Below are 19902 nucleotides of genomic sequence, written 5' to 3'. Positions count from 1 at the left end.
ATAGAATATTATCTACTCTTGGCTCTATTTATATTTGAAACCATCATTATTTTAAAAAATAATGATGGCTCATTCAATAAATAATAAAATTGACTATCATTTTATTAATCAAATCGGGATATAAGATAAGTAGTCGTCTATTGCAAATATTCTTCGGGCTATTTAGTGATTTGGTTGCTGATTGTATCTCTCCAATATTCTAAGTTATCCATAATAGTTTTATCAAGATCGATTGTTCTTTCCCAACCTGTACAATCTTGTAATTTTTGAATATCAGCCTCGATTATAGGGACATCCACAGGTCTTAATTTATTTCTATCAATTTTGACCTCAATATCTGCTTTAGAATAAGACAAGATCTTCTTTAGAATTTCCTCAATTGCAATAGCCGTACCGCTTCCCACATTATAGGTTTCCCCTGATTTACCATTCTGAATTAATAAAGAATACGCACGCACAACATCACGTACATCTGTAAAGTCCCTCTTGGCGCTTAAATTACCCACCATCAGTATTGGTTCATGTAAGCTCATTTCAATTTCTGCTACTTGTTTGCAAAAATCTGCAACAACAAATAATGGTGCTTGCTTAGGACCAATATGATTAAACGCTCTAACCATTACAATATCCATTTGATATGCGTCAGCATATACTTTCCCTAACATATTTTGGCAAGCCTTAGTTGCTGCATATATATTCCCCGGACGCGTAATCGTATTTTCTTCGATTGGTGTCTCGCTAGGTAAAATATGTCCGTATTCTTCACCTGATCCAATCAACATAATGCGTGGCTTGTAGTTTAATTCTCGCACTGCCTCTAATAAATTAACGCTTCCTTTGATGTTAACATCTACTGTAAGAGAAGGATTCTTCCATGATAGAGACACAGAACTTTGGGCAGCCAAATGAAAAATATAGTCAGGTTTAATGTTTAGTAACAAATTTAATATTGACTCTTTATTGAGAATATCCAAGTCATATATTGATATATTACGATCATTCTCAATTTTTTCATGTTCTAACTTTGTTACAGCAACCGACCATCCACAATCATCAGTGAGATGATTAATGAGGTAATCCCCCACGAAGCCGGCACCTCCGATAACTAACGCTTTCATGAGATACCTCCATCCATAGTAATTAATTTATCGATAGTATTATAAGTTACCTACTTTAATTTCTTGTTCTACTAATTTTAAATCATTTGTTACCATTCTTTCGACAAGAGATGAAAATGGTATTTCACGTTTCCATCCTAGAGCAGTTTCAGCTTTTGTAGCATCCCCCAATAGTATTTCAACTTCAGCAGGACGGAAAAAGTTCTCATTAATAGATACAACCGTTTTACCTGTTTCCTTATCTACACCAATTTCGTTAACTCCTGTTCCACTCCATTCTACAGTGATGCCAACATGACTGAATGCAATTTCCACAAATTCACGTACAGTTCTAGTCTCGTTTGTAGCAATTACATAATCATCAGGCACATCTTGTTGAAGCATTAACCACATAGCTTTTACATAATCTTTGGAATGACCCCAGTCACGTTTAGAATCCATATTACCCAGTTCTAAGTGATCTTGAACACCTAATTTAATTCTGGCAACCGCATCAGTAATTTTTCTCGTTACAAATTCCTTGCCTCTTCTTTCACTCTCATGATTGAATAATATACCGCTACAAGCGTACAGATCATAACTTTCACGGTAGTTAACAGTAATCCAATGTCCATATAATTTTGCTACTCCGTATGGACTTCTTGGATAAAATGGAGTTGTCTCTTTTTGTGGGATTGCTTGAACTAATCCGAACATTTCACTGGTAGATGCTTGATAAAAACGTGCCTCAGGTTTTACAGTTCTAATTGCTTCCAACATATTCGTAACCCCAATGGCATCGATCTCGGCAGTTGCGATAGGTTGCTCCCAGCTTGTCCCTACGAAGGATTGTGCAGCAAGGTTATATACTTCATCCGCTTGCGAAATTCTCATTGCGTTGATTAGAGAAATAACATCTGTCATATCTGCATAGATAAAATGAATTTTATCTTTAATATGCTCAACATTCCCATAATCAGTTACACTTTTTCGTCTCATGATTCCATAAACCTGATAATCTTTTTCTAACAATAATTCTGCTAAATATGATCCATCTTGTCCTGTTATTCCTGTAATTAATGCTGTTTTCATAATAGTTACCCCTTTTATTTTATTATTATTTTATATAAATTAAATTATATATCCATTTTTATCAATAATCTATAACTTTACTATTCTTAATATACTGAATTTTACATATCGTTAAGAATATATCGTTAGGCCTGCAATAAGACTTTCATCATGAACTCCCAAACTGCTATTTCCTCGGAATTTCTATCGTTTTAATAATTTTACAACATTTTCTTTGTTAGTAAATAACATATAGCCAATATCTAGCACATTTAGAGTAAATCCTACTAAAATAAACCATGGATTTTTCGATACATAGGCTATACAGGAAATAACGAGTACTGCGAGCGGAATCAAAATCTTAGAAATTTGAAATTGGAGAGGTACAATCTTCTGCACAAATAGATACCTGTAAACAAAGAGCAGGAAAAAGGAAATCAAGCTAGAAATTGAGGATGCATACAGTTGAAAATTCTTCAACATCATAAGATGTATAAATATATTACACAAAGCAGCTAAAGTAGTTGTTATGCTAACATTTCTTGTACGGTTGTACGCAATGAAGATACTGCCTATGGTCGCTGCCATTCCTGAAAAAAACATGCTGCATAACAAAATAGGGATGTGATTATACGCATCTGCATAAGCCTGATTGACCAGAACATCGAATACAAACGGCAATAAATTTATCATACCTGTAATCAGAAGCAAATATATATTAAACGTCATCATGACCATCTTAGACAAATAATCCACGCTATCTTCATCGTCCATGCTTCGAACAACACTCTCTGTCCATGCAAGATTATACATTCCAAAGAACATATTTGTGAGGTTCGAAAATTTGTTGGCAAGTGAATAAATTCCATTTATGCCGATTCCAAGGTAAGAAATTATAATTAATCGATTGGAATAGTTGATTCCCCAGCTAGAAACTTGATTTAATACAAGCGGAAATGAGTAATTCAGCAATTTTACACATTGATCACGCTTGATTCCTTTCAGCGTCACGTATCCATGCACCTTAGTCTTCCACAACATAAAGAGAACGCTCACTAACTGTGCAATGATTGACGCGTAAATAATGCCTTCAACCTTCCAGTGGAATCCAACAACGAAAAGAGCATTTAGAACTATCGCCACACCTGAGCTGACGAACGATGCCATTCCATATGCAGCATTATTCCCCTGCGCACGGCATACCTGCAAAAGGACTGATGAGAGTGCCATGGAAAGGTAATATAGGTATAGTGGAATTCTATAGTTTATAGGGATAAAGATAGTAATGATAAAATACATTATACTCACAATCAGAATATCCAAGGTAATCATAGCAAAACTGGATGAAATAATATCTGTCTGCTTCGCTCTATCTTTGGCTGTAATATAAAAGAGAAACAATCCCATTTCAATCTGCAATGTGAGAAATGGGATTACAATCATTGCAAGTGATGTATAGATATCGATTTCACCATACTGCTCAGTCGACAGCAATGCCGTATACAATGGTAAAAGCAAGAAACTAACAACCTGAGTTGACATTTTAGCAATGATCAAAATTCCAGTATTCTTTAAAAGATTTTTTGTTCTTGACATAATATCTCCTTGGTTTTATTTCATTATCCATACGGCTCTTAATGCTCATATTATTTTACGTCCGTTAGGATAATAACAGCTCTTTCTGTTTTTATCTCTATTGTTCAATGATAAGAAGACAAGTAAAATCATCGGTTCATAGAGGTACCATACAGACAAAATAGATGTCGCATATAACAGAAAAATCACAAGAAGTAGAATTCTTGGTGCATCCAGTGTAATCCTACACACATGTTTCATAAAAATAAAATAGGTCAGGCATCCAGCAACACCCAACGTTGCCAACGCACCTGGAATGATTCCATAACCTCTTGTTGTGCCAATCCCATAACCAAATAGCGGCTTATCATAGAAAGCATTATATGCATATTCATTCCCAAATTGACGAATGCTCCCCGACAAATAACCATCTATTTTCTCTGAACTAATATATGTAGTCGTCTTTTGTACAACAGAATCAATGAGAGTTAAGATCGTATCTGAACTACTATAGACTATGACAACTATTCCACCAATAATTGCGTACCAGAGCAGTAGCTTGGATGCATTGGTTTTTCCTAGTGTTTTTTTCAATGATAGTTCACCTGACCATATAGTCGCAAATACTGCTAACGGAATCAGGAGCATTCCCATCGATGAACCGGACAACATCAAAGCGATCATACCGATAATATTCCAGATGATGTCTTTGCTTTTTTTTTCGGCGGTAGTTGCCATCATCATAAAATAAGTTATAGAGACTACGAAATAGGATGGCTCACTAAAAAGTACCATGACAGATTGCATACCATTCCGTTCCTGAGAATAATCATATCCTCTCATTGGAGTGCCAAAAATCCCCATTGTAATTGTTCTGATTAGATTTGCATCGATCAAATTATTCACTAAAAATTCGATGATAGCTATAACAAAGAATATACGAAAAATTTTTATAATTATTGACTTCGTTTTAGAAATCCATTGTGGAGCAGTAAAAAAATCTTCAGATAGAATAACAAAGATGCAAAAAATCAAAAGAATAATTAGATGCTCCCAATTTGCATGACCAACCATAGGCAGAGTTGCACTTTTAGTTCCAAAATACACATCATCCATCGTGATGGAATACGGAATTATAGGCAGATAATCTTTGAGCAACACTAAGAATAACAACCCCACTGCTATGCTACATAGAAATAGCCCCATTTTTCTGATTGTTGACTTCCTCAATTTACACTTGAGAAAGATACTTATACAAATATAGATGATTTGTACGATTATTGTGTATGTAAATGTTATTCCTATTGTGCCCACAGTTCCTATATTAATGAAAGTTGAAGTGCCTATTGCTAAAATATATAATCGCCATCTGCCTTCTATATGTGATTCAGCAGTTATATAAAGAAGCAAACTAATTACACAAACCAATATGAACCCTATTGACATTCCACACCACCTTACTTAATTAGTAAATTACATATACTATGTAAATCCTCCTCTTGGCGTACTTGAATCCACTCTACGCGGGATTTCACCTTTTTTGTTGAAATTGGCTTAGAAATAGCGTGCAATAGACGATTCTGCATCTCCATTAAATCATACGGGTTACAATAATAACAAGAATCTCCGTATACCTCAGGGAGCGAACAAATACCTGAAATTACGCAGGTTTTTCCGTACTTCATTGCCTCCATCGGTGGCAACCCAAACCCTTCATTAAGGGTGGGATAAAAGAAAACACTGCAATTTTGGTATGCCGTTTCCAAATCTTCCGACGAAACATAATCATAAAAGTCAAAATTATCCTTGCAAACTAGATTTCTCCGAATGCTTTCCGGAACACTGCCGTAGATCCGAGTACGAACTCCTTCCAATAGACCTTTTTGGTATAGACGATCTATTGAAACAACTCCACGATAGCTATTTTTCAACCACCGATTTGCGCTAATCATCAGAATGTATGGCTCATCTTCAATGACTTCGGACTCAGGAAGGTTTACGCACTTTGATGGAGCATAATAGATTTTGATGTCCTTCTGTTTTGTTTCATCAGGAAAATTTACCTTGATGGAATATGCCGAATGCTCCGAGTCAGTTATGATAGTATTGAATTTACTAAAAAGGTTCTTGAACATTGTTCGGCTAGCATTGATTTTCCGCTGAGGCAAAAAGGTTCTTACCACCCATTCTTTTGCCTCAGCTTTTGAAGAAATATATCGCCAGGCCTCTGCATCATATGGCTTTTCAAGCCCCCTCAATCCGTGGCAAACACCAATCGAAGAACAACCTTCTGGAAATGTAAGATTTTCATACTGATAAATCATCCCAGTAAAAAATCTTACATTTTCTGGATTTCTCATTTTCCATAGCACATACTGAATATCCCGTACATTCTTCACCTGATGAACTGTAATATTCTTTTCCTGAATCACGTTTAAAATCCAATCGTCAAGAAAAGCGTCCTTATCGAAACAGACCTCCACTTGGAATTGACCTAGCATACAATCTGACAAAGCGTTAAATACGCTCTTAATATATTCACCTCCTCCATGGAATTTTGTTTCGCCCACAGGTTGGGCATGAAGTAAATCAAAAACAACAGTATTCATAATTCCCTCTCCTTAATCTCAGCTACGGTAATCAACACACTCCATTGTAGTTTCCCTTAATGACTGCACTAAGAGCAACTCATGTATAAACTTTTGCATTATTCCCACCAAATTTCAGTAAGTTTTCCATCTTGTGTTTTCTTATTTCATAAATCAAAGTATCATCTGGTATATTACCTTTCACTATTGTTCCAGCACCTATTACACAACGATTTCCAATAGTAGCTCCTTTGAGAATTATAACGCCAGATCCAATCCAAACATCATCTCCAACTTTAATTGGACTTTCCTCAAACTTGCTACGTAAATGTTCTGGACCACTTCGGTAACTATGGTCATGGTCATACATCAAGATGTTTTGTCCTAAAATTGTTCTATTGCCAATAGTAATTTTCTTTCGAGAATTAAGCATACATCCATCGCTTATGAAAGTATTCATTCCAATCTCAATTTCCCCACCGCTAGCATGGATTACTACATTGTCTCTAGTGGAAAAACCTTTTTGAATTGACACACTTCCATTTCCGCTTATCTGAATTTTTATCTGCCCTAAATATGTTTGAATTGGCATTTTCAGTTTCTTTCCAAACTTAATTTTTAATCTCAGCCAGCGTATTTTTTTTATTATGTTCATGTTATTCCCTCTATCTTTAATTGGTCAAAATATTAAATAACTTCTGATAGTTATACACCATTGTATTAATAGAGAAATTTTGTGTTACATAATTATGATTATTAACTATTTCTTTCTCTACATAAGCCTTTTCCATATTTTTTATCCGCAATATTTCTATTGCAAGATTATCCGGGTCATCAATAGCAAAAAATCGTTGACAGTCTGATCCTACTTCTTTATTCATTGGAATATCACTTGCAAGGCACAAACGACCATACATATAGCTTTCTAACAGCACATTGGAAAATCCCTCTGAAATAGAAGGTAATATAATTAAATCGCTATTACGATAAATATCAATAATATCCGTTGTATATGTAGCAAATTCAATCCTTTTCTCTACACCTAAACTGGTTGCTAACTCATTCAATTGCTTCAAATACCCTGAATCTTCCGTTTTTCCAATAAAACGGATTTTTATGTTATCATCTTTCAATAAGCTTGCAGCATGAATAACTATTTCCTGGTTCTTAACCCTTGCGATACGAGCTGGCACAACAATTTCATACACATCTGTTTCACTTAAAGGAAGTATTTCACTTTCCATAATTCCATTGGGAATATACTTTGCATTAATTCCATTCTCTTTAATGTTCTCCTGCGCTGGCTTTGAATTACAAATAAATTCTGATAAAGATTTCAAGAAAATATTGTTATTACGATAGAATCTATATGGATATTCTCCTGAATTTCGTTCGCTGAAAATAACTTTTAATCCTCTAAGTTTACATAGATACGATATTTTTAATCCTAACAAGGTATATACTAGAACAATATCTGGTTTAATTTGTTTCAATAATGGAACTACTTTACAATTTAATTTAAATGCAGAAATATAGCGCAAAATAGCATTGCCATTCTCATGAAGCCCATTAAGGAAGAAAAACTCTACATCCGGGTTTTCTCTAATAAATTCTAGCTCAATTTCTTCATTATCATTACTATAAGAGTTAGATATAATAACAAACACTGAAAAATGCTGTTTATTTATTCGAGATATTATCTCTCTAAACTGCTTTTCAGCTCCCCCATGAAAAAGTTCAGGCATCAGAAGCAGAATTTTCTTTTTTTCATTTCCCATTGACAACTTCCTATTCATAATATTCTGATACTGAGTAATAAAGATCAACTATTAATTACACTATGTAATGTTTCATAAGTTTCTTTGCAATAATTTTGACTGTCAAAAAATGCAACTCTTCCCAATCCTTTTATTAAAATCTGTTCCCGGTGGTTTTTATCCATATTTTCCACTTCAAAAATATGTTCCGATAGTTCTTCCCAACTGTCAATATTATTTAGATACACGGCTGCATCTTTAGCAATCTCTGGCATACAAGACACATTGCTCGTAATAACAGGAATTCCAGCTTGCATCGCCTCCAGAAGAGGAAAACCAAACCCTTCTAGCCTAGATGGAAAGAGCATCATGGCTGCATGATAATACAGGATACGTTTTTCCTTTTCAGATACATAACCTGTCAAAATAATATCATCCTTAAAAGAGCTATCTTCAATGAATTGTCTTACATTTTTGCTTTTGTCAGCTATATTTCCAGCTAATACAAGTTTTTTCTGCCCGCCATGCTCCCTATACTCAATATAGCCTTTAATTATAACATCTGCATTTTTTCGTGGGGACAAAGTTCCTACAAATAGTAAATAATTCTCCAAGGCAATATTGTATTTATTTAAGAACCTATCACATTCCTCTTGTGTAGCATCAAGTCCATTCTCAAACATTTTTTTACCAATATATATTGTCTGAATCTTGGAACCTGTATTCTTTAGATTTTGGACAATTTCCTCCGCACCATTATTCGAAATAGCCAGAATCCTGTCCGCCATTTGACAAGTTGGTTTCAAAAAAAGTTTATGTGTAATATTTGTCTTAACCGATGCATATTCAGAATAAGCATATGCGGACATATCATGCACCGAAACAACATTTCTCATTCCCTTAATGCGGAAAGGTAATATAAAGTTTGGCTGCCAAAACACATCCAGTTGATCTCGTTTAGCATACTTTGGTAATTTTGTCAAAAGCCAGAGCAAATGATTGCTTCCTTTATCAATATGTAAGGTAAAACGATTATCAAGATTCAACTCAGTTGCTAGTTCGCGATCTGCATACAGAAAAAAACTATCATCCGTAGTATCGTTCTGAACATAACTGAGTACTTCCATTAGATAGGCTCCAATACCATCCCATTGATTACATAACACGCTGACATCTATTCCAATGCGCATAATTCTTTCCCCCTTACAACCATAGCATCAAAAAATTTACCTAATTTCATCACATAATGCTGAAATAGCTTTACGTGAAACCTCATAGCTGAAGTGTTCCAGATAGATGTCCTTATTTTGCACTGAAATTTGCTTCAACTCTTCAAGGCTTGTCCCGCAAAAAAGATCTATGGCCAACTTGTATTCGTCTGCTGTATTAGCACGTACAATTCCGTGTAATTTATCTTTCTCAATAGCATCTTCATAGCCTATAAGTGCCTCATCACTAGCAGCAATCATCAACCCCATACTTAACGTCTCTGCAACCTTAACTTTCATTCCGGCTCCATGCTGTATAGGTGCAATCACCATGGAGTCAAGCGGTACGACATCTATCAATGATGAAAAATTACTGTGTAATTTGCAATTCCCAATACTTTCGATAATTTGTAACAGTTGTTGTGGCGGATTGCTACCCCCAATGATTAATTCCAAATCCGAGTCATTCATAAAGAAAGGTTGCCATACTTCCGTTAAAAACATCTTCAAAGCTTCAATATTTGATCCGTAACTCAGACTACCTATAAATACTACACTCTTTTTCTCAGAATTCTTCATCAATATAGTGCTTTTTTCAATGCAGATTGGAAGAACTATTTCATGTTGACATTGATACTTATATAATGCTTTTGCTCTCTCCAGATCTCGTCTAGTTAAAAAAGCCACAGAATCTGCATTATCAAGTGCCATTTGTTCATCTCGTTTTGTGCACCATTTTTCTAGAACAATATACATTTCCTTTAGGATACTGCTACTATTTGCAAAATAGGCATCGACATAATCATATTCAATATTCTCAAAGTTACAGATAATTCTACAGTGCTTCATATTTCGCCTCAAATCACGTTCGATAAACCCCATCCGTGAACGCGATAAAAAAACAACATCAGGCTTGTAATGATATACTTTTCTAGAATGCTTTTTCCATTCAAAGTACATGTATGTAGAATGCCCCATTACGCGTGCCAGAACATCCTTAACCCTACTTTTTTTCACGACAACCGGGAATGAGGCTTCAGTCTTTTTCTCATCTAGAGAAATAACCTTAAAATCATCGCCCTTCTGAAGTGAGTATTCCTTTAGTCCATCATAATATTTTTGTCTTTCGATGCAACCTCCACCATAACCGAAAATCACCTCGTCAGAAATAAATAGTATCTTCATCTTCACTAAACTCCTTATATTCTGCTAAACAAATTAAAGCAATACCCTGAACTGGTCTTCAGCTACTTTCCAAGAAAAATTCTTTTTAACAAAATCCCGACCATTTCCCCCAAATAATTGACGTAGTTCTGAATCTTCCAACAGAGTGATAACCTGGTTAGCAAAGATCTCACTATCATCAGCAACAAACCAATCCTTACCATCATCAGCATCAATGTTTTCTGCACCTATGGATGTCGTGACAATAGGTACCCCCATTGCCATGGCCTCTAAATTTTTGGTTTTTATGCCACTCCCAAATCTCAAAGGGCATATAAAAGTTTCACAAGATGATACTGCTACTCGAACATCTTCCACTCGACCAGTAAGTACAATATGCCTCGAAGCCAATTTTTTGATTGCTTCAGTAGCTCCTCCACCAATAATGTACAATTTAGCTTCTGGAATTTTTTCTTGAATAAGTGGAAATATATTTTTTACAAAGTATATGATTCCATTCTCGTTATGTGCAACATTCAAAGCCCCCATGAATGCAATCGAGTGAGGAATTTTATCCACATGAAGTTCTTCAGAAAAATGTTCATAATCCACTCCCAATGGAGCAACTAGAGCCTTTTTTTCGCCCAACATCTGATTATATTTTTCGCCCTCATTTTTCGCCACGAACATAATTCTATCGTATCGCTGACCAACCTGTTTTTCATATTTTTTAAGAAGCTTGATTTCAGTTCTCATTACTAGCTTCTTTATCGATGTTATGCTCAAAGTTTTCTGTATAACTACCGGAAGCCTGTACAGATAAGCACCGTATGGGTTTAAGGTTGCTAAATCCATTCTGAGCTGACGCTCATACCTTAAGGAAAAGAGATCTTGAAGGTCTGCTATTTTAAATCCTGCAAAATCATTGAGGTATTCTGTTGTACGAATCAAATCTGCAATAACATAGTCTGGTTTTTCGATTGCTAATATACTATCAATTTTTTCCTTTATTCTCTTATCCCAAAATAATGAAACCTGTATCGGATATTTTTGCTGAATCAATGTTTTTAGTAGTAGATTTTTCACTTTTGCTTTACCACTAGGATTCGGAAGTTCATATACTTTCGATATAAAATCCGGTTTAAGTGAAATATCATCTTCATTTTCCATAAACGAGAGATTTACAACTTCTAATCCAAGCTTCTCATGCAGAATCTTGCAATAGTTAAACATAAGATTCTTAGTCCCTGAGGTTGGCGGGAAAGGGAGTCGCTCACTCAAAATAACGATTTTTTTCATACTGTATAGCCCCTTATTTCATTGTAAATCAACATTTTTTTATACATCCCTTTTACAGTGTCAAAGATGTTATATTCCGGTTCCCATCCGAGTTCAGATTGAATGTAACTATAATTACAACATATCCTCAGGTTATCACCAGATTTAAAGCAATCTTGATCAATTATTATTTAAAGGAGTTACGAATTCAATGGAATTATGTCCTCCAACATTTCAATAAAACTATACGCATTTCCAGATTCCACGCTAATAACTTAAGTACACTCATCGCTGCCTGTGATCATTTGATATGTTCTGACAATATACTTAATATTACTAAAGTAGCGCTCACTTGAGAGATTATCGGCTTTTATAATATCTTAATGAATACTTTCCGTTTTCATTAACAACGAAATAATTCTATTGTTATAGATTAATTTAAACCTTATCCCATGTAATATTCGCGATACCACTTTGCAAATTTCCTTAATCCTTCTTCTAGACTAGTACTTGGTTTAAATCCAAAATCACGAGTTAAGTCATCAACATCTGCAAATGTCTGATACACGTCTCCTTGTTGCATTGGAAGAAGTTCTTTTTCAGCAACTTTATCAATTATTCCTTCTTCCATAAGACACGTTTCCAATGTTTCCACAAAATACATAAGACTTTCTGGTTGATTATTCCCAATATTATAAATTTTATATTTCACATTATCTTCAGTCAGCTCTGGACTTTTCTGTAATACCAAGGCAATGCCTTTTACAATATCATCAATATAAGTAAAGTCACGATACATATCGCCATAATTAAAAATCTGAATTTTCTGCCCTGCAACCAGCTTATTGGTAAATCCAAAATATGCCATATCTGGTCGTCCGGCTGGTCCGTATACTGTAAAAAAACGTAATCCTGTCGTTGGAATATCGTACAACTTGCTATATGCATGAGCCATTAATTCATTCGACTTCTTTGTTGCTGCGTATAGAGAAACAGGATTATCCACTTTGTCCTCTGTAGAGTATGGAACTTTTTTATTGGAACCATATACCGAAGAACTACTTGCATATACTAGATGTTCCACAGGTGTATTTCCTGCATCGTATGAATGACGAACTGCTTCAAGTATATTAAAAAATCCGATCAGATTTGATTCGATATAGGCCTCTGGATTTGTAATACTGTACCGAACGCCCGCCTGAGCGGCTAAATTGACCACAATATGTGGTTTGTATGTATTGAAAATAGTATCAATTGTTTCCTTATCCGCAATATTACCCTGAATGAAAAGAAAATTAGGATCCCTTTCTAATGCTTCCAACCTAGACTCTTTTAGCTTGACATCGTAATAATCATTCATATTATCGATGCCTATAATTTTTATACCCTCTAAAGTATTAAATAATTTCATAGCTAGATTGGAACCAATAAATCCAGATACACCAGTAATAAAAATTGTTTTGTTGTTTAAATCTACATTTGTCATGTCTATTAACTCCCTTTAATGGGTCTTTCTAAAATTTATCTAAAATTATAAACAATATATATCCACTTTATACTGAACCCTTTTTGCCCAGCACAACCGCTACTGTCTTAAAGAGAATCTTCATGTATAATCCCAATGAGAAATTGCTGATATATTCTGTGTCCAGTTTCACGACTTCTTCAAAGTCGGTGATATCGCTTCTGCCGCTGACTTGCCACATGCCGGTAAGTCCAGGCTTTGCCGCAAGGCGTCGTTTATGATGCAATTCGTATTGCTCGTATTCATCCACTGTCGGAGGTCTTGTTCCGACTAGGCTCATATCCCCTTTGAGGATATTGATGCTTTGCGGCAATTCGTCTATCGACACGCGGCGGATGAACTTACCGATTGGCATGATGCGTGGATCGTCGTCCATTTTGAACATCAGGCCATCCATCTTGTTATGGGCCATCAGTTCCTTCTTGCGTTCTTCGGCATCCATATACATGGAGCGGAATTTGTAGATGCGGAACCGTCTGCCGTTGCGGCCGACCCGTTCCTGCGAGAAGAATATCTGGCCAGGGGACTGTTTGTAAATGATCGGCGCGAAAATGATGAAAGCAATGATGGTCGCCAATAGTCCGGCCAGCCCACCGCAGATATCAATGACTCTCTTGATGAACAGCTGGCGTTTCGTCGCCATTTTGATGCTTGTCGTCAGGACAGTGCAGCCGTTGATTTCTTGTACCACTTTATTCGGCATTTCGCTTGATACATGATCCAAGGAAATATGGACCGTTATTCCCATAGCCAACAAACTATCCGTAATCGCTACAATTTCATCATAAGAATTGCGTACATGTATAAAGACGCCATCCACAGTATTCGTCCTCAGGTATTCATGCAGTGTGTCATCAGTCGCAACTACGGGAACGCCATTGACCGTTTGACCTATCATATCGGCATCAACAATCGTAAGTCCTTTAATGATGTAATCACTGTATTTCTCTTTTTGCAGTTGATTGATCGTTCTTTCGGCAACTGCTTTTGAGGTCACGACCAACATATAGGATAGGTTCCTCTCGTTGGAATAAGCCATAAGCAAAACTCTCTTCAGTAACACTCTGCCCAGCCACAAGAAAACGATGTTGATTCCCCAGAACGTGAAGAGCATGCTGCGGGAATAGTCCATTGATTGCTGCGTCATAAACATGTAGAAAGTCACCATCGCAACCAATATGCTGTTATGCTTAAGGACCGCTTTGAACTCCTTCAGATAACCCCTTCTGAGGATACCGGAATACTCCTCTGTAAAAAAGACTATAAAAATGTGCAGGATCGGGAGGATAACCCCCAACACTGCATAGATGGACGTCGCGAAGGGCGAGGAGAACCCGAAACGAATCATATAGGAACTAATAAATGCTGCTTCCAATAAAAATAGATCAATTACCATAAAATCAAAATGCTTTAACCAACCACTGTTCGCTAACTTATACATTCGACATACCCCTCAGCCTTTCTAATAAGCGCCATCACCCTTACACACTACTCTGACCGTCTTGAACAGGATCTTGATGTCCATCCAGTAAGAACGTGTGGTGACATACTCCAAGTCCAATTCGACCATCTGCGCGAATGTTAACCGGCTCCGTCCGCTCACTTGCCACAATCCGCTTATGCCAGGCGTGACCAATAACCGCTGCTTATCATAGTTTGTGTATTCGTCGACTTCCCTAATCAATGCCGGACGCGGCCCAACCAGGCTCATGTCCCCTCTCAGGACATTGAGGAGCTGGGGCAGTTCGTCAATGCTGCACTTACGGATGCAGGTGCCTATCTTCGTGACGCGCGGATCTTCCTTCATCTTGAACATCGCTCCGCTGACTTCGTTGTACTTCAGCAGATTAGCCAATCGCTCTTCAGCATCCACATACATTGAGCGGAACTTGTACATTTTGAACAGCTCACCGTCTTTCCCGACACGTTCTTGACCGAAGAAGACTGTCCCCTTCGGATCATCCCACTTTATTAGGAACGCCACAATCAGGAACACCGGAGACAAAATAATCAGCCCGATCAGTGCCAGGAAAAAGTCAGTCATGCGCTTTAATCCTAAGTAAAATGGCTTGCTTCTTGCGACCACACTGTTCTCCAATACAGTAAAAGCCGCGACATTTAAGTTTTCTTCAATCTCCATACACAATATCCTCCTTCAGAAAATAAAGCTGTATCCTCGCCCGAACTCCGTTTGCTTACAAATAATAAAAGTAATATTATCTAAATATTTACAAAAAATAAATTTATACTGTTTCCAAAAAAATAACCGGAAACACTTTGTGTTTTTGATTAAAAACAAATTAACGAAGTCAATATTAAACAAGTTCCACACATCTCAAAAATCATTATAAAATCTTTTAATTGCTTGATTTAAATAGCAACTTGAGATAAATATTTCTAAAAATTATTAAACTAGTTTGAAATATCTTACAATACTAATAATGATAACACTCCATTCTCAAAATTTACATAAAATTTGAATTTTTTCTCCACAGAAACTAATAATTTTCATAAAAAATACGGAAATTTTACAAGTAAGCGCTTCAAACGTTAACATTAACTATTTATCCATTTGCTTCTCAACATATATGACAGTCTTATGTCCCCTCCATGATAATCCCGTTACGCTTTACATACTCCCTCTATTCTCAGTCATCTTTTAATGGTCGTCAGCTGGGCACAATCCAGACAAATTTTCTGAAATAATTTCCGCCAACCACCGAGAGACGTTCTCCTTGCATGTTATTTCATTACTTTTTTATTTTGCAAAAGATACACTCTATTATAGTCCTTTCCTGACAGGTTTCTTCTTTATATTCCAATAATCATAATTTCAGGCAGCACCTTTCCGGAATGATTGTTACCTCCGGCTAAGGCGGTTTCGCCGGAGTTGCGCTTCCGGCGAGACACTCTCCTACGGTCAACACTCGCTCGCAGGAGGTGGGATAGCTGATGTTGTAGTGTTCTCCGATGAGAAGGATCTTCGTCGGAGTTGGTCGGAATAGGCTGAAGTCGCGGCACCGCTCGTATTTGCGACAGAAATCGCAACATTCTGATGTAAGCCTATCCAACCGGCTGAATCCGGCCTATACTGGAACTAGTGTTTCACAATTGAATGAACGGAGGAATGTTTTCGTGATTATTGAGGCATTGGCGAATATGGAATTTTATCAGGGGTTGAATGAGCAGCTCTACAAAGGGCTGGCATTTTTGAAGGAGACAGATGTAGCATCGTTGCCAGTTGGGCGTTACGAGATCGATGGTGATGCGGTGTTTGCGCTGGTGCAGGAATACGATACGCGTTCAGCAGACGAATGCCGTTGGGAGGCGCATTATAGGTACACGGACATCCAGTACGTCGTAGCTGGCAGAGAAAAGATGGGCTGGAAAACGCTGGATAGCGTCGTGAAAACGGAGGATCGTCCGGAAGATGACGTGTATTTCTTTGATGCGGAGGGCGATCATTTCGTTGTGCACGCAGGACAGTTTGCTGTCTTCACCCCGCAGGATGCCCACCGTCCCGGAATGGCGGTTGATGGACCGGCACCGATCAAGAAAGTTGTCGTTAAAGTGGCGCTGTGACAGAAGATAATTGAAAAGCCAGGACAGATTTGCTTGCGCAAATGTTGGACTGGCTTTTTTTGATTTTATTACGGTGTTCCGCATCTTGGGATTCTTGAAACTCTATTTTAGATATTTCATAGTTTAGCTACAGCGAAGAATCTTATTTAAGTATAAGTTCCCACGGCATAATAACATGTATACAGCATTAGTAGATTTGCTGATGGCATATTGGCACAAACTAAGTCTTTTCTGAAAATAAAAATCTTAACGCAAACGAGCCTAGCAAGTATTCATCTTGTTAGGCTTGTTTGCGTTCTCTAAATATAGAAATACAACGACTGCATCAAATATTTTTCTTCATACTTCATCACCAACTTAAGCAGCTGTCTTTTCAACGTTTCCAAGCCACCTTTACTGTTGCGGTAATCTTCCATACTTTTCTCGAAGGCTTTGCGTTCCTGTGGAGTCGCTTTGTTCTTGAAGTATCCCCAAACATGCTGGGCAGCATTCTCGGCGGCGCCGGGTTGTGTTTCTTTCGCAAGAGCATCTTCGATGAGGCAGTAGAATTCCCGGACCGGATAGTTGCTCTTGTCCTTCAACAGCGTCCTGACGGATTGGTAGTCGGCTGCCGATTTTTCGAGGATCGTGTATTTGTAGCGACCCCACTCCTTTTCGAGGAGTTTTAGGTGCTTGGTTTCGGTTGTTGCGTTCTGGCACTTGATGGCGGAAAGGTTTTTATCCTTCACTTCCAGCATGATGTCGATGGTTTGGTCGTCGAGTTGTTCGTAGAACTGCAGGAACGTCTCCAGTTGGATCGTATCGGTGTGGGCGCCGGGACGCTTCCCTGCTGCCTGTTGGGAGTAATGGATTTTCTGTTTGCCGTCCGCTTCTTTCCAAGTCTTTTTCGTTTTGGAGATCCAATATTGGTCTGCGCCTCCTGAAGGAGGTGGGTTAATGTCATGGTGCAGATTATCGTAGACGGCTGGAATCTGAAGTCGGTTCGCCAGTTTGAGAACTTCCTCGATGTTGTATAGCCTATCGTCGTTTTCGATGACAAGGCGGTTTTTGACGCTTTCCGGGAGGAGCTGGAAGTTCGCGGCGAAGCGATCTAGTGCCGCCTTTTTGTCCCCGTAGATACCGCCGACATGCAAGACGATTTTGTTGGCCGTGTCGGTGCCGAGCGCGGTCAGAATTTTATCGTGGTAAATCAGGTCCTCGATGGCGCGCTCCACGACGTCATCCGTCGGCGAGTTCAGGACGGTGTATTGGCCCGGGTGCAAGGATACGCGCATGCCGTTTTTGCGGATTTTGGCGCCGATGCGTTCGAAGGCTTCCTTGTGGATTTCCGGCCAATCGAGTGTGTTGACCGGACTCGATCCGAACGGGATCAGGTCCGAGCTGATGCGGTAGAGACGGATGTCATTGGCGATGTTGTAGTCGACCATCTTTTCCAGCGCCTCGATATTGTGCGCGGTCACCTCAGTCAGTTTATCCGGGGTCGCGTTCCGCTGCATGACACTGCGGATATTTGTGTTTGGTGTCCCGATGTTCAGACAGGCATAGCCGATGCTCATAGAGGTCCTCCTTTGGGTTTTCTGTTTGATGTTTTTGGTTTCTTGGGCTCAGCTCTCGTATCTTTCGCGGTACTCCTTCAGCAATTCGTCGAACATGCGAATGCCGTTGGCTGCGCTGGCGGCATCGGCTGGACTTTTCGCTATGCCGTTCAATTCGTCGACGACGGTCTGGATGAACGGCATGGCGACATGCTCCGGCGTTTCGAAAGTGTAGGTCGTAGTTTCTCCATCCCTGATAAGGCGGATCCATTCGAAGCTCGTGCCTTCGAAGACCATGGTCCCTTCCGAACCGATGATTGTCACTTCATCCAAGTCGAAGTCTGCGACATAGCACCAGGCGGCCGATCCAACGACGCCGTTTTCGAAGCGGAAAGATGCCGAAACAGTGTCCTCCACTTCATAGAGTCCAGCCCGGTTTTCGACGATGCCGGTCATCGCGTTGATGTCCCCGAAATAGTAGGCCAAGTAATCGAGCACATGCACTTGGATATCCAAGTCCTTTCCGCCTCCTGCAGCTGGCACCAGACGCCAAGGCAAATTGTCCTTGTCGAGGTCTTCCGGAGCCGGCTGTTGGTATTGGCGGATTTCCACCAGTTGCGGTTGCCCGATGGCTCCTTCGTCCAACAGCTCTTTTATTTTCTGGAATTTTTCGAGCGCCCTTCGGTAGAAGCTGACGAATACCGGCAAGCCGTTCTCCTCGGCCGCATCCAGTATAGTCTGGCATTCCGCGAACGTGCGCGCCATCGGCTTCTCGATCAACGGCACCTTGTTCGCCGCGATTACCTGCATGGCTAAGTCGAAATGGGTGGCCGGCGGTGTGGCGATGTAGACGGCGTTGATTTCTTCATCCGCCAGCAGCTCCTCGACTGTTGCGTACACTTGGCCGTGTCCATGGCGTTTCACCCAATCATGCGCCTTGGCTTCCGTGCGATTGTATACCCCTTTCAATCGGGACCCGTTCGCTTTATACAGGCCTGGCCCGCTTTTCTTCTCCGTTACGTCGCCACAGCCGATCATTCCCCATACTGTTTCTTTCATGTTATGTCCTCCTCTTCTTAGCTTGCTTTATGTTCGATTATATCATTTAGGCGCCGTCCGGACTTTAAGTTGGCATCCGCTGGGGTAAAAATACGGTGCTGCCTTGGCACAAAACGTTCACTTTCGGGATACCGTCCTGATCATTCGCCCGACAATGCTGCCTTTCGTCGGCCATTCGGCTGGCTTCACTCTTCGTTCAGTCGACGGATTAGGCTTGTGTTGACTGTTCCGCATTCTTCGTCCTTCGTTCAGCCGACGACCTTGCTTTTCGGCAACTATTACACATAAAAAAATGGCTCCCGCCGCAGCGGGAGTTAGAAATGCGTTGCTTTAGATAAACAGGTTCAAGTTCGCATCCATCGTGTCGCCGATGTTAGCTACGTTTGCGTCATCGGAGGGACTTTTTCCCTTGGCCGCTCAAAGAGCACCCCGACCTCCTTCAGGACTATCTGCCACGGGCTCC

General features: G+C 39.0%; 16 protein-coding genes. 1 reads left to right on the top strand and 15 read right to left on the bottom strand.

Annotated elements, in window-relative coordinates; genetic code table 11:
- Nucleotides 1-158: 158 nt before the first annotated feature.
- From BLV66_RS09460 to BLV66_RS09400, 13 genes are all read right to left on the bottom strand, one after another.
- Nucleotides 159-1118 carry a GDP-mannose 4,6-dehydratase gene (locus tag BLV66_RS09460; RefSeq protein WP_086985857.1) on the bottom strand — a complete coding sequence of 320 codons (960 nt, stop codon included), beginning with the start codon at nt 1116-1118 and terminating at the stop codon, nt 159-161.
- A 39-nt stretch (nt 1119-1157) separates the two neighbouring features.
- Complete coding sequence (gmd, locus tag BLV66_RS09455) at nt 1158-2189, bottom strand: GDP-mannose 4,6-dehydratase (protein ID WP_086985856.1); 1032 nt, start codon at nt 2187-2189, stop codon at nt 1158-1160.
- A gap of 183 nt (nt 2190-2372) precedes the next feature.
- Nucleotides 2373-3764 carry a lipopolysaccharide biosynthesis protein gene (locus BLV66_RS09450; RefSeq protein ID WP_086985855.1) on the bottom strand — a complete coding sequence of 464 codons (1392 nt, stop codon included), beginning with the start codon at nt 3762-3764 and terminating at the stop codon, nt 2373-2375.
- A 45-nt stretch (nt 3765-3809) separates the two neighbouring features.
- Nucleotides 3810-5189 carry a hypothetical protein gene (locus BLV66_RS09445; RefSeq protein ID WP_086985854.1) on the bottom strand — a complete coding sequence of 460 codons (1380 nt, stop codon included), beginning with the start codon at nt 5187-5189 and terminating at the stop codon, nt 3810-3812.
- Nucleotides 5190-5200: 11 nt separating this feature from the next.
- On the bottom strand, nt 5201-6352 hold the full coding sequence (locus tag BLV66_RS09440; protein WP_086985853.1) for a glycosyltransferase: 1152 nt from the start codon (nt 6350-6352) through the stop codon (nt 5201-5203).
- Between the two features lie 79 nt (nt 6353-6431).
- The gene (locus BLV66_RS09435) at nt 6432-6986 is read right to left on the bottom strand and encodes an acyltransferase (protein ID WP_086985852.1); all 555 of its coding nucleotides are present in this window, start codon (nt 6984-6986) and stop codon (nt 6432-6434) included.
- A 16-nt stretch (nt 6987-7002) separates the two neighbouring features.
- Complete coding sequence (locus tag BLV66_RS09430) at nt 7003-8109, bottom strand: glycosyltransferase (protein ID WP_176974202.1); 1107 nt, start codon at nt 8107-8109, stop codon at nt 7003-7005.
- A gap of 44 nt (nt 8110-8153) precedes the next feature.
- Nucleotides 8154-9278, bottom strand: coding sequence for a glycosyltransferase family 4 protein (locus BLV66_RS09425; RefSeq protein WP_086985850.1), 1125 nt, complete (start codon nt 9276-9278; stop codon nt 8154-8156).
- A 36-nt stretch (nt 9279-9314) separates the two neighbouring features.
- A complete protein-coding gene (locus BLV66_RS09420; RefSeq protein WP_086985849.1) occupies nt 9315-10481 on the bottom strand; it encodes a glycosyltransferase in 1167 nt (388 codons plus the stop codon).
- A 33-nt stretch (nt 10482-10514) separates the two neighbouring features.
- Nucleotides 10515-11759 carry a glycosyltransferase family 4 protein gene (locus BLV66_RS09415; protein WP_086985848.1) on the bottom strand — a complete coding sequence of 415 codons (1245 nt, stop codon included), beginning with the start codon at nt 11757-11759 and terminating at the stop codon, nt 10515-10517.
- Nucleotides 11760-12183: 424 nt separating this feature from the next.
- A complete protein-coding gene (locus BLV66_RS09410; RefSeq protein WP_086985847.1) occupies nt 12184-13224 on the bottom strand; it encodes a GDP-mannose 4,6-dehydratase in 1041 nt (346 codons plus the stop codon).
- A gap of 67 nt (nt 13225-13291) precedes the next feature.
- Nucleotides 13292-14704, bottom strand: coding sequence for a sugar transferase (locus BLV66_RS09405; protein ID WP_086985846.1), 1413 nt, complete (start codon nt 14702-14704; stop codon nt 13292-13294).
- A gap of 21 nt (nt 14705-14725) precedes the next feature.
- Nucleotides 14726-15403 carry a sugar transferase gene (locus BLV66_RS09400; protein WP_086985845.1) on the bottom strand — a complete coding sequence of 226 codons (678 nt, stop codon included), beginning with the start codon at nt 15401-15403 and terminating at the stop codon, nt 14726-14728.
- Nucleotides 15404-16398: 995 nt separating this feature from the next.
- Here BLV66_RS09400 and BLV66_RS09395 point away from each other — a divergent pair.
- The gene (locus tag BLV66_RS09395) at nt 16399-16845 is read left to right on the top strand and encodes a NanQ anomerase/TabA/YiaL family protein (protein ID WP_176974201.1); all 447 of its coding nucleotides are present in this window, start codon (nt 16399-16401) and stop codon (nt 16843-16845) included.
- A gap of 299 nt (nt 16846-17144) precedes the next feature.
- Here the strand turns inward: BLV66_RS09395 and uvsE are convergent, their stop codons facing one another.
- Both uvsE and BLV66_RS09385 read right to left on the bottom strand, forming a co-directional pair.
- On the bottom strand, nt 17145-18401 hold the full coding sequence (uvsE, locus tag BLV66_RS09390) for a UV DNA damage repair endonuclease UvsE (RefSeq protein WP_086985843.1): 1257 nt from the start codon (nt 18399-18401) through the stop codon (nt 17145-17147).
- 48 nt (nt 18402-18449) lie between these two features.
- On the bottom strand, nt 18450-19439 hold the full coding sequence (locus tag BLV66_RS09385) for a Gfo/Idh/MocA family protein (protein ID WP_086985842.1): 990 nt from the start codon (nt 19437-19439) through the stop codon (nt 18450-18452).
- Nucleotides 19440-19902 lie beyond the last annotated feature (463 nt).

The organism is Trichococcus collinsii (genome assembly GCF_900107505.1).
Lineage (GTDB): Bacteria > Bacillota > Bacilli > Lactobacillales > Aerococcaceae > Trichococcus > Trichococcus collinsii.
Note: the sequence above shows the minus strand (reverse complement) of the source record. Positions and strands in the feature narration are given on the sequence as shown.